Annotated in this window: 14 protein-coding genes; 2 read left to right on the top strand and 12 right to left on the bottom strand. The window is 73.8% G+C overall.

What is annotated here, in order from left to right; all coding sequences use genetic code 11:
* Nucleotides 1-166 precede the first annotated feature (166 nt).
* Nucleotides 167-1,201, top strand: a complete 1,035-nt coding sequence (locus tag IEZ31_RS25915) for a LacI family DNA-binding transcriptional regulator (protein ID WP_190252567.1) — start codon at nucleotides 167-169, stop codon at nucleotides 1,199-1,201.
* Between the two features lie 532 nt (nucleotides 1,202-1,733).
* Here IEZ31_RS25915 and IEZ31_RS58245 read toward each other — a convergent pair.
* From IEZ31_RS58245 to IEZ31_RS25865, 10 genes are all read right to left on the bottom strand, one after another.
* Nucleotides 1,734-2,522, bottom strand: coding sequence for a ComEA family DNA-binding protein (locus IEZ31_RS58245; protein WP_190252566.1), 789 nt, complete (start codon nucleotides 2,520-2,522; stop codon nucleotides 1,734-1,736).
* A 7-nt stretch (nucleotides 2,523-2,529) separates the two neighbouring features.
* Nucleotides 2,530-4,146 carry a Ycf46 family AAA ATPase gene (locus IEZ31_RS25905; protein WP_190252565.1) on the bottom strand — a complete coding sequence of 539 codons (1,617 nt, stop codon included), beginning with the start codon at nucleotides 4,144-4,146 and terminating at the stop codon, nucleotides 2,530-2,532.
* 169 nt (nucleotides 4,147-4,315) lie between these two features.
* The gene (locus tag IEZ31_RS25900) at nucleotides 4,316-4,849 is read right to left on the bottom strand and encodes a M15 family metallopeptidase (protein ID WP_190252564.1); all 534 of its coding nucleotides are present in this window, start codon (nucleotides 4,847-4,849) and stop codon (nucleotides 4,316-4,318) included.
* Between the two features lie 39 nt (nucleotides 4,850-4,888).
* Nucleotides 4,889-5,383 carry a COG4315 family predicted lipoprotein gene (locus IEZ31_RS25895; RefSeq protein ID WP_190252563.1) on the bottom strand — a complete coding sequence of 165 codons (495 nt, stop codon included), beginning with the start codon at nucleotides 5,381-5,383 and terminating at the stop codon, nucleotides 4,889-4,891.
* Between the two features lie 59 nt (nucleotides 5,384-5,442).
* Nucleotides 5,443-6,123 carry a zf-HC2 domain-containing protein gene (locus tag IEZ31_RS25890; protein WP_190252562.1) on the bottom strand — a complete coding sequence of 227 codons (681 nt, stop codon included), beginning with the start codon at nucleotides 6,121-6,123 and terminating at the stop codon, nucleotides 5,443-5,445.
* On the bottom strand, nucleotides 6,120-6,629 hold the full coding sequence (locus IEZ31_RS25885) for a sigma-70 family RNA polymerase sigma factor (RefSeq protein WP_229835843.1): 510 nt from the start codon (nucleotides 6,627-6,629) through the stop codon (nucleotides 6,120-6,122). The genes IEZ31_RS25890 and IEZ31_RS25885 overlap by 4 nt, the downstream gene beginning before the upstream one ends.
* Nucleotides 6,630-7,588: 959 nt before the next feature.
* Nucleotides 7,589-8,305 (bottom strand): YcnI family protein, encoded by a 717-nt coding sequence (locus tag IEZ31_RS25880; RefSeq protein WP_190252560.1) that lies wholly within the window; start codon nucleotides 8,303-8,305, stop codon nucleotides 7,589-7,591.
* Nucleotides 8,306-8,388: 83 nt separating this feature from the next.
* Complete coding sequence (locus tag IEZ31_RS25875; protein ID WP_190252559.1) at nucleotides 8,389-8,886, bottom strand: vitamin K epoxide reductase family protein; 498 nt, start codon at nucleotides 8,884-8,886, stop codon at nucleotides 8,389-8,391.
* A complete protein-coding gene (locus IEZ31_RS25870) occupies nucleotides 8,870-9,793 on the bottom strand; it encodes a DUF929 family protein (protein ID WP_190252558.1) in 924 nt (307 codons plus the stop codon). Before IEZ31_RS25870 ends, IEZ31_RS25875 begins: the two co-directional genes overlap by 17 nt.
* A 122-nt stretch (nucleotides 9,794-9,915) precedes the next feature.
* A complete protein-coding gene (locus tag IEZ31_RS25865) occupies nucleotides 9,916-10,596 on the bottom strand; it encodes a (2Fe-2S)-binding protein (protein WP_229835842.1) in 681 nt (226 codons plus the stop codon).
* 71 nt (nucleotides 10,597-10,667) lie between these two features.
* Between IEZ31_RS25865 and IEZ31_RS25860 the strand changes: the two genes are divergently transcribed.
* Complete coding sequence (locus tag IEZ31_RS25860) at nucleotides 10,668-11,081, top strand: GntR family transcriptional regulator (protein ID WP_229835841.1); 414 nt, start codon at nucleotides 10,668-10,670, stop codon at nucleotides 11,079-11,081.
* On the opposite strand, the gene IEZ31_RS25855 is transcribed toward IEZ31_RS25860, so the two are convergent.
* A complete protein-coding gene (locus tag IEZ31_RS25855; RefSeq protein ID WP_190252555.1) occupies nucleotides 11,072-11,755 on the bottom strand; it encodes a PP2C family protein-serine/threonine phosphatase in 684 nt (227 codons plus the stop codon). The two genes, IEZ31_RS25860 and IEZ31_RS25855, sit on opposite strands and share 10 nt — an antisense overlap.
* Nucleotides 11,756-12,361, bottom strand: a complete 606-nt coding sequence (locus tag IEZ31_RS25850) for a hypothetical protein (protein ID WP_190252554.1) — start codon at nucleotides 12,359-12,361, stop codon at nucleotides 11,756-11,758.
* Nucleotides 12,362-12,512 lie beyond the last annotated feature (151 nt).

The raw sequence follows: 12,512 nt of genomic DNA, 5'->3' as shown, positions 1-12,512 counted from the left end.
CTCTCCTTCGGGTGACTGACGCTCGTTGAAACGTTCTTGTGAAACGTTTCATGGCGTGACTATGCTGACGGTAGAAGGCCGAGCGAGACTGCGTCAAGGGTTTCGATCGCGTTACCGTTTTGATACACCGCCCCCTGTTTTCTTCTGCCCTGCTTCTTGGAGTTCCATGTCGACGACGACCGGCATCAAAGAGGTGGCCCGCCGCGCTGGCGTCTCCATCGGCACCGTCAGCAACGTGCTCAACCGGCCGGAGCTCGTGGCCACGAGCACGCGCCAGCGGGTGCTCGACGCGATCGCCGAGCTCGGCTACGTCCGCAACGACTCCGCCCGCCAGCTGCGCGCGGGCCAGAGCCGGCAGATCGCCCTCGTCGTGCTCGACGTGACCAACCCGTTCTTCACCGACGTCGTCCGCGGCGCCGAGGCGGCCGCCGAGGAGCACGGCGTCATGGTCGTGGTGTGCAACAGCGGCGAGGACGCCGGCCGCGAGCACCGCCACCTCGACCTGCTGGAGGAGCAGCGCGTCCGGGGCGTGCTCATCACGCCGGTCGACGAGTCGCCGGGCTCCCGCCTGGAGCTGCTCATCCAGCGCGGCACCCCGGTGGTGCTGGTGGACCGCGGCTCGGGCCGGCACAGCCGGTGCTCGGTCGCGGTCGACGACCTCCTGGGCGGCCGGCTCGCCGGCGAACACCTGGTGGAGCAGGGCCACCAGCACGTGGCGTTCGTCGGCGGCCCGGCGACGCTGACCCAGGTCCAGGACCGGCACGCGGGCATCGCGGCGGCCACCGCGGGCCACGCGTCACTGTCGGTGGTCGCGACCCCGAACCTGACGGTAGCCTCGGGCCGCACCGCCGCCGCGGAGATCGCCGCGCTCCCGCCGTCGGACCGCCCGACGGCGGTCTTCTGCGCGAACGACCTGCTCGCCCTGGGCGTGCTGCAGGAGATGACCCTGCGCGGCATCCGGGTGCCACAGGACGTGGCCATCGTGGGGTACGACGACATCGAGTTCGCCGCGGCCGCCGCCGTGCCGCTGTCGTCGATCCGCCAGCCGCGCGAGCAGCTGGGCCGGACGGCGGCGAGCCTGCTGCTGGAGGAGATCGAGGACGACGGCCGCCACGAGCACCGGCACGTGGTCTTCCAGCCCGACCTGGTGGTCCGCGAGTCGAGCGCGAAGCCCCGCACGCGCGCCCGCCGCGCCCGCTGACGCCCTCCGCCCGCGCGCCCGCCGCACCCGCTGACGCCCCGCACGCGCTGACGGCCCGCGGCGTCTGCCCGAAGACGTTGGTCGATCTACCCTCAGTTGGATCTCGCCCGGCGAGGGTAGATCGACCAACGTCTCCGAAGGAAGGGGGCGGCCAGAGGTCGAGCACACACCCGCCAACCAGCGGCGCGTCCGCCAGACCACCCCGCCCGACGCCGACCGCCCGCCGCACCCGACAGCCCACCGAAAGACGTTGGTCAATCTACCCTCGGCCAACGAGATCCAACTGAGGGTAGATCGACCAACGTCTCCGAAGGAAGGGCCGGCCAGAGGTCGAGCACACACCCGCCAACCAGCAGCGCGTCCGGCGGACCACCCCGCCCGACGCCGACCGCCCGCCGCACCCGACAGCCCACCCCGACGCCGACCGCCCGCCGCACCCGACAGCCCACCGAAAGACGTTGATCAATCTACCCTCGGCCAACGAGATCCAACTGAGGGTAGATCGACCAACGTCTTCGAAAGAGCGGGCCGGTCAGAAGTCGAGCAGCCGGCCGCCTGCGGGTGGCGCGGCCGGGCGCGGGCCGCAGCGGACCTGGGGCCGGAGCCGGGCCAGTTGGTGCGGCGCCAGCTGGGCCACGATCGCGAACTCCTCGACCGACGAGAACCCTCCCCGCGCCGTACGCTCGGCGACGATCTGCTCCGCGCGCGCGAGATCGAACTCCCCGAATCCCGCCAGTTGCGCCGCCGAAGCCGCATTGAGGTCGACCGGCCCGAACACCGGCGCCGCGGACGAGGCCGGCGCAGCAGAGGACGGCGCCGCCCCGAAGCCCGGCCCCGGACTGGAAGGCGCCGCCCCATAGGCCGGCCCCGGAGCGGACGGCGCCGAACCATAAGCCGGACCCGGAGCATACGGCGCCGAACCATAAGCCGGACCCGGAGCGGACGGCGCCGCGCCGAAGCCTAGGCCCGCAGGAGGCGGCGGGGCGAAGACCGGGGGCGGAGCCAGCGGCCGGGCCGGCTGCCGGGCCGCCACCCAGCGCAGCCACCCCGGGTTGACGACGAGCGAGTGCACCACGCTGGCCAGCCACAGGGCGAAGAACAGCAACGCCAGGTTGCCGGAGGCGGCGGCCTCGCGCGGGGTGCGTTCGAAGAGGATGAACGCCGTCCACGTCGCCAGCAGGTAGCCCAGGCCGCTCCCCCACCACGCCGGGCGGCGGGCGCGCAGGCCGATCATGAGCAGGCCCAGGCCGCTCAGGCAGCCGAGGCCCAGCACCGAGCCGAGCACCCACAGGCTGTACAGCAGCTTCCGTCCGAAACTCATGCGCTCATCACACCTCGATCGTGCGGCCGTGGGGCGGGACGGCGGGCATCGCCGCGGTGGGGGGCTCCTCGCCGGCCTCCCAGTCCTCGGGGGCGGTGGCGGCGACCGCGCGGGTCCGCGCCCACTCCCGGACGTCGTTCAGCTTCTCGGCCTGGGTGACGCTGAGCGGCACGAGCGAGTCCACGGCGCGCAGGAGGTCGTCGCGGTACAGCGGCCGCCGCTGCGAGAACGCGTCGAACAGCGCCGCCACGACCGACTGCTCGATCTCCGCGCCGGAGAAGCCGGGCGTGCGCACGGCGAGGTCGGCCAGCAGCGGCTCGTCGAGGGTCAGCGCCCCGGCGACGGCCGGCTTGCGCAGCCGCCGCGACAGGTGCACGCCCCAGATCGACACGCGCTCGGCCCGGGTCGGCAGGTCGACGAAGAAGATCTCGTCGAAGCGGCCCTTGCGCAGCAGCTCCGGCGGCAGGCGCTCGATGTCGTTGGCGGTGGCGATGACGAAGACCGGCTTCGACTTCTCCTGCATCCAGGTGAGGAACGTGCCGAAGACCCGCGAGGTGGTCCCCGAGTCGCTGATGGAGGACGAGAACCCCTTCTCGATCTCGTCCACCCACAGCACGCAGGGCGAGCTCGCCTCGGCCGTGCGGATCGCCGCGCGCATGTTGTGCTCGCTGGAGCCGATGAGCCCGGAGAAGACCCGCCCGACGTCCAGCCGCAGCAGCGGCAGCCCCCACGCGGCGGCGACGGCCTTGGCGGTGAGGGACTTGCCGCAGCCGGGTACGCCGGTGATGAGCACGCCCTTGGGCGCGGGCAGGCCGTAGTCGTCGGCGGCGGCGAGCCACGAGTTGTCCCGCTTGGCCAGCCACCGCTTGAGGTGCTCGAGGCCGCCGACGTCGGCCAGCCGCACGCCCGCGTCGACGAACTCCAGCAGCCCCGACTTGCGCACGGTCTGCCGCTTCTCCTCGTGCACGACGGCGAGGTCGGCCAGGTCGAGCACGCCGTCGTTGACCATCGCGCGGGCGAACGCGTTCTCCGCCTCGTGCAGGGTCAGCCCGGCGGCGGCCTTGGCGAACTTCTCCCGCCCGACCGCGTCGAGGTCGATGCGGATCCGCCCGCCGGCGGCGTTGCCGGCGATCATCGAGTCCAGCACGCCGCGGATCTCCACCTCGGTCGGCAGCGGGAAGTCGACGATCGTGACGTCCTTCTCCAGGTCGGGCGGGATGCGCAGCATCGGCGCGACGATGACCAGGGTGCGCGGGACGGTGCCGCTCTTGAACGCCACCGCGATGTCGCGCAGCCGCCGCACGACGGTGGGCAGGACCGGCACGTCCCCGCCGAGCGAGTTGTGCAGGTCGCGGAAGACGAACAGCCCGGGCTCCTGGATGCGCAGCACGGCGTCGAGGGCGTTGTCGGGCTCGGTCGTGTACTGCCGGGCCGCCCCGTCGGGCTGCAGCAGCCCGGTGGTCGCCGACCAGCTCCACACCGGGCGCGGGGTGCGCACGAGCGCCGCGTCACCGGCCACGGCGGCGAGCTCGGCGAGCACCCGGTGCTCCTCGAACGACTCGACGTACAGCAGCGGGAACCGGGCCTTGAGCAACTGCGCCAGGGCGGCGCGGAAACCGGTCACCGTGCGTACTCTCCCTTACGGCCGGCGGATCCTCCAGACCGTACCGGGGCGGCGCGGCTCACACGAGTCCGCTGGTTGTCGCCAGGCCTGTCAGGAACGCGGCACCGACGAGCGCCGTCATCGCGGCGAGCGCGAGATGCAGGGTGACGACCGCGGCCATCAGGACAATTTAGCGGTACTTCCAGTGCCAGGGCTCGCGCGGAGTGTCCTCGGCGAACCCGAACCGGCCCGCGTTGGCCCGCATCCAGGCCTGCGCCCGGTCGTCGAGGTCGAGGTCGACCGCCATCCCCCAGCCGTGGTCGCTCGTGCCCGGCTTCGCGGCCAGGCCGCCCTGCGAGTAGAGGCCCTTACGGCGGGCGAGGTCGACCTGCTCGGCGTACGGGCGGTAGGAGTCGGTGATGCCGATCGTCACGCCGTCCGCGCGGGCCGCGCGCATGAGCGCCTCGAGCGACGTCGCGGCGGGGGCCCAGAGGCGGTGCCGGGTGTCGCCGACCTGGGCCAGCGCCGCCTCCGGGATCCGGCCGTTGCCGTACTTGACCAGCTCGGCCGGCACGCCCTCGGGCGTGCGCAGCGCCGCCGAGGCCGCCGACAGCGCGCTCTCGAAGGCGGGCGCGGTGGTGCCGGCGGCCTGCGGCGGATCGAACCCGGCGAGCTGGGTGCGGATCTCCGCGATCCGGGCGGCGATGCCGGCGATGCCTTCCACGCCCGCAACGATCGGCCACCCGCGTCGCAACCTGAGGGATCAGGGCACCTTGATGACGTGCCAGACGCCCTGGACGCCCTCGCCGGTGGTCTGGCCGGGCGCGGTGTCCCTGATCCAGCGGTACAGCGGGTGCCCGTCGTAGGCGGCCTGCGACGACCCGTCGGGTCGCGTGACGGCGGTGATCGCGCCGGGCAGCGTGACCCCGGCGGCGGCAGTGACGGGGGCCGCGACGGGCGGCCAGTTCACCGCGCACTGGTCGACGCAGGCCGACGTGGTGGCGGTGTCCTTGTCGAACAGGTACAGCACGTAGCCCTGGCCGTCGGCGAGCACCTTGCCGAGCGGGGTGGTGGCGACGGTGAGGGTGCCGCCGGCGGCGGCGCTGGAGGCGGCGGCGGTCGGGCTGGGGGCGGCGCTGGGGGCGGCCGCGGTCGTGGCGGGTGCGGCCGGCTGCGCGTCGGTGCCGTCGTCGCCGCAGGCGGTCAGGGTGGCCGCCAGGGCGAGTGCGGGCAGCAGCAATCGCAGGGTCGATTTCATGGGATCTCCTCCGATGTGCGGGGATTCATGGAGGTGTACCCCTGGTGCACCGATTCGGTTCAGGTGGTGCGCGCCTCGCCGAGCAGCACGCCGGCGTGGTCCGCGACGCGCACGGCGTCGACGTTGGCGAGCTGGATGGAGCTGGCGCCGGTCACCCGGGCCGACTTGCTGTTGGTGGGGCCCCAGCAGGCGGCCTGCTCGGACTGGCCGCCGCGGCCGACGACCTGCAGCACGTACGGCCCCTCCCCCGGCAGCCCGGTGAGCTCGAGCGCGACGCTGACCCCCCACTGGCGCGGGGTCAGGGTGGCCCGGCCGGCCAGGGCGCTGCCCTGGGCCGCGACGAACTGCACGACGGTGCCCGCGGGGGCGGACGCGCTGGGGCCCGCGCTTGTCGCGGCCTGCGGCGGCGTCCGCGGCCCGGCGCCGCGCAGCGCGAGCGCCGCGACGAGCACGAGCACGACGACGGCCGCGGCGACGACGCCGACGGGGAGCCGCCGCGGCCGGGCCCGGCGGAGGAGGGCCTCGAGACCGGCCGGTGTCGGCTGCTCCAGCGGCTGCGCGGCGGGGTCGGCGGGAAGGCGCTGCAGCAGCTCGGGCACCGGCGCGAGGCGGTTGGCCTCGTCCCGGCACTCGGCGCAGGTGCTGAGGTGCGCGTCGACGCGGAACTGCTCGTCGTCGCCCAGGCCACCGAGCACGTACCCACCCAGCAGCCGGCGGATGTCGTCGTGCCCGGCGCTCACCGCAGGACCCCCATCTCCTCGAACACCGCCCGCAGCGCCCGCACGGCGTAGAACGCGCGTGACTTGACGGTACCTTCGGGGACGGACAACCTGCGGGCGGTGTCGGCGACGGTGCGGCCGTCGTAGTACACGGACTGGACGACCTCGCGGTGCTCGGCGGACAGCCGGTCGAGCGCGGCGCGGATGAGCCACCCCTCGACCATCTCGTCGACGTTGTCGGCCTCAGCGACGGCCTCCATGGCGTCGGGGTCGGTGACCAGCCTGGGCCGCCGCTGCTCGGCCCGCCACGCGTTGCTGACGACGTTGCGCGCGATGGTGAGCAGGTACGACCGGGTGGTGTCCCGCCCGACGTCGATCCGCCCGATGTGCTTCCAGGCGCGCAGGAGCGTCTCCTGGACGAGGTCCTCGGCACGGTGCCGGTCCCGCTCGTACCGCGAGACGAAGCCGAGCAGCACACCGTAGTGTTCGGTGTACAGCGCGGTCATCAACTCCTCGTCCCGTGTCACCCGGACCCCCTCCTGCCGCTCCAGTACGGGTCTACACCCCGAAACGGTCAAGGGTTCAACTTCTCCAGCTGTTTTCTTCCTGTGAGCCATCGACGCCGCTGCACCCTCGCGGGAACCGCGGCCGCCCAGCGCGGTTTGCGCGGCTACACCCAGACGTTGGTCGATCTACCCTCGATTCGATCTCGGTGGGCGAGGGTAGATCGACCAACATCTACATGTGAGCACCCACGTCGCGCCAGCAGCCACCCCACGCCGCCACGCCGGGGCCGCCACACCGGGCCGCCACGCCGGGCCGGGCCACGCCGGGCCGGGCCACGCCGGGCCGGGCCACGCCGGGCCGGGCCACGCCGGGCCGCGCCGCGCCGCGCCGGGCCACGCCGCCACGCCGGGGCCGGCCCGCCTCATGATTGTGGGAACGATCTGGCCGTCCGGGCAGCCAGATGGTTCCCACAATCATGGACGAGCGACCCGCCGGGCGTCGCCGCACCCGAAACTCGCCGCACCCGAAACTCGCCGCACCCGCGACTCACCGCGCCCCGACTCGCCACAACCCCACGCATCACCTCCCAGGGCGCCGCGCCCCAGCCACGCCCACCTCACCTCGCAGCGCGTACGCACGGCGAGGTGGACGACCCCGCGGAGCTCGGCGGACAGCCGGTCGGGCGCGGCGCGGATGACCACCTCGCCGCGCGCACGCACGGCGCCTCGCTGGCGGCCGGCGCGTCAACGGCCGGCCCGTCAACGGCCCCAGCCCGGCGGGCAGCACCCGCGCGGCATGACGCCGGTGCCCGCGACCCCACGCTCGCACCGCCCAGACGTTGGTCGATCCACCCGCACCGAACAGAGGGTAGATCGACCAACGTCTGGGCGCGCCGCGGCGACGTGGACCCCCGGACGCGCGAAGGCCGCGGCGCCCCACCTGGGAGGGAGCACCGCGGCCTCCGGCAAACAGCGTGCGGTCAGGCGGCCGGTGGCGTGGCCCCCGCGCGGCGGTACGCGAGCAGGCCCACCACCAGCCCGGCCAGCCCCAGGACCAGGCCCGCCACGCCCAGGCCGACAGCGGCGCCGTCGCCGCCCCCGTCCGAGGCCTGAGCGGTCGGGCCGGCCGTGGCCGTGGCGGCGGCCGTCGTCGCGTCCGTCTTCTTGGTCAGCTTCAGGACCGGGGCCGGGTGCTCGGCCTCGGCGCCCGCCGACGGCTCGTCGATCCAGCGGACGACCTCGCCGCCGGAGTACGTCTGCAGGGCCTTGAAGACGATCTGGTCGGCCTCCGGCAGCGGGCCCAGCGAGACGTCGAACTCCTGGAACGTGCCCGGCTTGATGGCCGACGCCGGGTCGGCGGTCCAGGTGATCTTGGACACGGCCTCGGTGATCTCGCCGTCGTGGGACTTGATCGGGGTCGCCAGCTTGCTCTTCTCGGCCACCGCCGTCCAGCCCTGCACGGGCTTCAGCGACACCGACGCGATCGCCTTGTCGGTGGGGATCGCGATCTCCAGCTTCACGGTGCTGGCGTCGTCGCGTTCGTTGGGCACGCGGAACGTCACCTTCGCGTAGCCGCCCTGCACGGCGGTGTTCGGGTTGACGGTCACGTGCGCGGACGCGACGGCGGGGAAGGCGAGCGCCGCGGTGGCGGCCGCGACGACGGCGACACCGGCGCGGACCACGTGGGTCAGGCGCATGTGGGGGACGGTCCTCTCTCTGTGCGGCGGATGAGCACGAACAGGGAGGTGGTCGTGTGAACCCCCGCAAAAGTTCCCGGGCACTACCTGCGCAGGTCGGACGGGTCGGCGTACGCCGTCCCGACCACGATCACGGCGAACAGCGCCACCGCCAGCACATGCACGGCGGTGCACCACAGGCAGATCGCGTCCAGCGTGAACAGCTCGGCGAAGACCAGGTAGAAGACGAAGAGGACGCCGACGGCGGCGAGGACCACCCGCCCCTGGCGCAGCCAGGGCGACGGCGAGCGCCAGAGCGCCGGGAGCGAGACGACCAGCATCGCCACGAAGTACACGAGCCCCAGCACGGCGACCGGGATGCCGAACAGCTTCGACTGGTCGCTCGTGGTGACCTTCAGGCAGTTCAGCGCGCCGGTCTCGGGGCACGCGAGGGTGGTCGACGAGGTGAAGTGCTCGATCGTGAGGTAGATCGAGACGCCGAGCCCGGCCACCGACAGCGCGAGCGAGGCCAGCGGCACCCACGGCTGCACGAGCCGCCGGTCGATCTCCGGGATGCTGACCGCGCTACTTGACGCTGACATTGGCGAAGTCCTTCTCGAAGGCGGTCACGGCGGGGCTGGTGCAGACGTCGCCCGGCTGGCCACCGGTGAGCTTGCACAGCAGTGCGGTCATCGCGTTGGCGTTGCCGTCGACGGTACGGCCGAGCGAGCTCTGCGGGTCGGCCACGGCGCTCACGATCTCCGCGTGCGTCATGCCCTTGAGCAGCTGCGGGCTGAACGAGGAGCCGGCCATCAGGCCCTGGTTCGCGAAGTCGAGGAAGGGGATGGCGCCGGCGGACTGCGCGTCGACGTACGGCGGGGCGTTGTACGTCGCGATGATCTGCTGCTGCTGCGGGGTGAGCTTGTCGAGCGGCGCGTAGGTGCCGCCCTTGCGCTCGTTGGTGCTCGTCTCGACGCCCTGGAAGGTCAGGTACTGGCTGGTGTACGTCGAGCCGTGGAAGGAGACCGTCGGGGTGTCGGGGAACGTGTCGTCCGACGCCGAGTGGCTGAGCGTCAGCCCCTCGAAGGTGCCGAAGCGGGACAGCGCGATCACCAGCGGCCACCGCTGGGCCGCGCAGAACGGGCAGTACTCGGCGCCGACGTACAGCACCAGCGGCTTCCCGCCGTCGGTGAGCACCGCCTGGCCGGTCGTCAGCTTCGGCAGCGTCGCGTCCTCGCCGCGGGCGACCGAGTTGAGCGTCGCCGCCGGCACCGAGGTCAGCCCGCTCACGACGGCCGTGGCCGCGTCGCCCGTGGGCACCGGCGCGGCGCTCTCGCCGCCCTGCCCCGCGCCGCCGAGCTTGGCCACCACGAGCACGCCGAAGGCGAGCACCACGACGACGATCGCCGTGGTGGCCCAGCGCATCCGAGCCCGCCGGGCGTCGCCCCGCTCCTGGATCACCCGCATGCGCCGCGCGTAGTCGCGTGCGTCGCGCTGCCGTCTGGACACCCGGCCACCCCTCCGTCTGGACCCTGGACTGCTTCCATTAGTCGTCGGTGACCCGCCCCAGGTTCCCCGAACTCGGCCGGGATCACCCCCGCGCGCCGAAGTTAGCCGCCGGCGACGGGCCGTCACCCGGGCCGAAGGTCCCGTTCCGGCCGGGACGTGAGCACGCAGTCGGCGCAGGTGCCGCCGCCCGGGATGCGGTAGTACAGGCAGCAGTTGTGCCGCCGCAGCGACCGGCCCCGCAGCGTGGCCGTGCCGAGCAGCGGCGGCCGGGCCAGCAGCCCGGTCACCACCGGCCACGGGTCGCCGGGCAGTTGCCCGGCGGCGCCGGCGAGCGCCGACGCGACGTTGCCCCAGAGCACCTTCGGCGAGAGCCGGAACCGCTCGCGGAACACGTCGAGCACCGGCGCGACCAGGCCGTCGACGGCCACCTCGAACAGCTCGCCGGCCGGCCGGGTCCCCACCGGGCCGCAGGCGACCGGCCACGGCCCGCCCGGGACCGGCTTCCACCACAGGTCGCGCAGCCCGGCCGCCCGCACGCCGCCGCCCGGCACGGCGTCGGCCAGCACGGCATCGGCCAGCAACGGCGACAGCAGGCGCGACGCGACCCCCAGGAACAGCACCGACGCCACCACGCGCTCCGGCACCACGTCCTCGGCCAGCCCGAACATGCCGATGAGCGTCCGCCGCGACACGTCGACCCGCTCCGCGGCCACGGCGGGGTCGAGCAGGTCGGTGAACGGCCGCCAGGCGGCGTCCCCGTCGTACGCATCCCACACGAAGTACGGCCCCAGCGCGTCGCTCACGCCGCCATTGTCCGCCACCGCCGGCGGAGGCCATGTGGCCAAATGGCTATGGAGCGCCTACAGTGACGGGAGTGACGCCACGGTACCGAGCGCTCGCGGACACCCTGCGTGAGCGCATCGTGAGCGGGGAGCTGACGCCCGGCCAGCGGCTGCCGAGCGCGGCCGAGCTCGCCTGGGAGCACGACGTCGGCCGGGACACCGCGCTCAAGGCGCTCGGCGTCCTGCGGGGCGAGGGGCTGCTGTTCATCGCGCACGACAACTCGATCCGCGTCGGCCCCGCGCGCCGCCGGCCCGCGAGCGAACCGGAGGCGACCCCGGGCACGCTCGTGCGGCTGCCGAAGGAGGCGACGCTCATCGCCCGGATGCCGACGCCCCGGGAGCGGGAGGAGCTGGGCCTGCCCGAGGGCACGCCGGTGCTCGTCGTGCGGATCGACGACGTGGAGGAGGTCCACGCCGCCGATCGCACGGCTATGCGCTACACGTGATCGACGACGACCACGGTCACGTTGTCCCGCCCGCCGCCGACGACCGCGCGGCGGACCAGTTCCTCGGCCGCCTGCTGCGGGTCGGGGCAGTCGGCGAGGACGGCCGCGATGTCCGCGTCGGACACCTCCAGCGGGAGGCCGTCGGAGCAGATGAGGAACCGCTCGCCGGGGCGCGCGTCGTGGACCCACAGGTCGGGCCGCGGGCCGGGGTCGGTGCCCAGCGCGCGGGTGATGACCCCGCGCCGGCCGGTGATCGCCTCGGGGGCCACGTGGTCGACGGTGAGCTGGTCGAGCTCGCCGCGGCTCCAGCGGTACACCCGGGAATCCCCGATGTTGAACACGACCCACCGGTCGGCGCCGTCCAGGCGGACCAGGCACAGGCCGGTGGCCGTGGTGCCCATGCCGCCCAGCGACGGGTCGGCGACCGCGGCGGCGAGGATGTCCTCGTTGGCCCGGGCCAGCTCGTCGCGCACGTCGTGGGGCCCGCGGTCGTGGATGTCCTCCAGGCGGCGCAGCGCGGTGACCGCGATGTTGCTCGCCACGTCACCGGCCGCGTGGCCGCCCATGCCGTCGGCCACGGCCCAGATGCCGCGGCCGGCCACGGCACTGTCCTCGTTGCGACGCCTGATCTTGCCGACGTCGGTGGCCGCCCCGGCCCGGATGGTCGCCGTCATTCACACCCCCACCGGTTGCGCGAGCAGTTCGACGATACGGGCCACGAGCGTCTCACGGCTCACCCGGCGGGCTGCCTCCGGACGGTCCAGGTGGTCGGCCTCGTCGGACACGAACCAGACGCCGTCCGCGCCGCGGGCCACCGCCATCCCGCGGCCGGCCGCGCGGATGAGCACCGTCTCGCCGGTGCACAGGTCGACGAAGCGCAGCACCGGCGCCCAGGCCGGCTCGGCCGGGTCGATGAGCTCGACGCCGAACAGCCCATACGACCCCGGGTAGACGGCCAGCCGCGCGCCGTCGCCGGTGAAGAGGTGGACCACGACCGGGCGGTCGCCGATCCAGCCGGCCGCCTCGGGGCCGCGGTCGCCGGTGGCCAGCGCCGTGGCGGCGCCGGCGACGAGCTCCCCGGGGACGACCCGCCGGCCGTCGAGCCGGCACAGCCCGCGCGCGAGCAGCGACGCGGCGCCCGCCGCGGCGACGATGTCGGTCGACACGCCCGGCTGGAAGTGCAGGCGGCGGCGCACCGGCTCCAGCTCGGCGGCACGGTCGATGGAGCGCAGCACGTACTCGAGCTCCGCGAAGGTCAGCGTCGTCAAGTGGTCGGCCATGGCCGCAGGATGCTCCTTCAAACCGCTGAGACTACCCGGCTCCCGAACGCCCCTTCAGTCGGGTCCCCGGTTCCTAATCGGTCATATCGGCGGTTTTCGGCGGCCCCGCAGGTTTCGCGAAAGTCCGGCCGCCGTCGGCCGATCGGTCCGT

This window comes from Dactylosporangium sucinum (assembly GCF_014647515.1).
Lineage (GTDB): Bacteria > Actinomycetota > Actinomycetes > Mycobacteriales > Micromonosporaceae > Dactylosporangium > Dactylosporangium sucinum.
The sequence above is the reverse complement of the archived record's forward strand: the minus strand, read 5'-3'. Positions and strand labels throughout refer to the sequence as shown.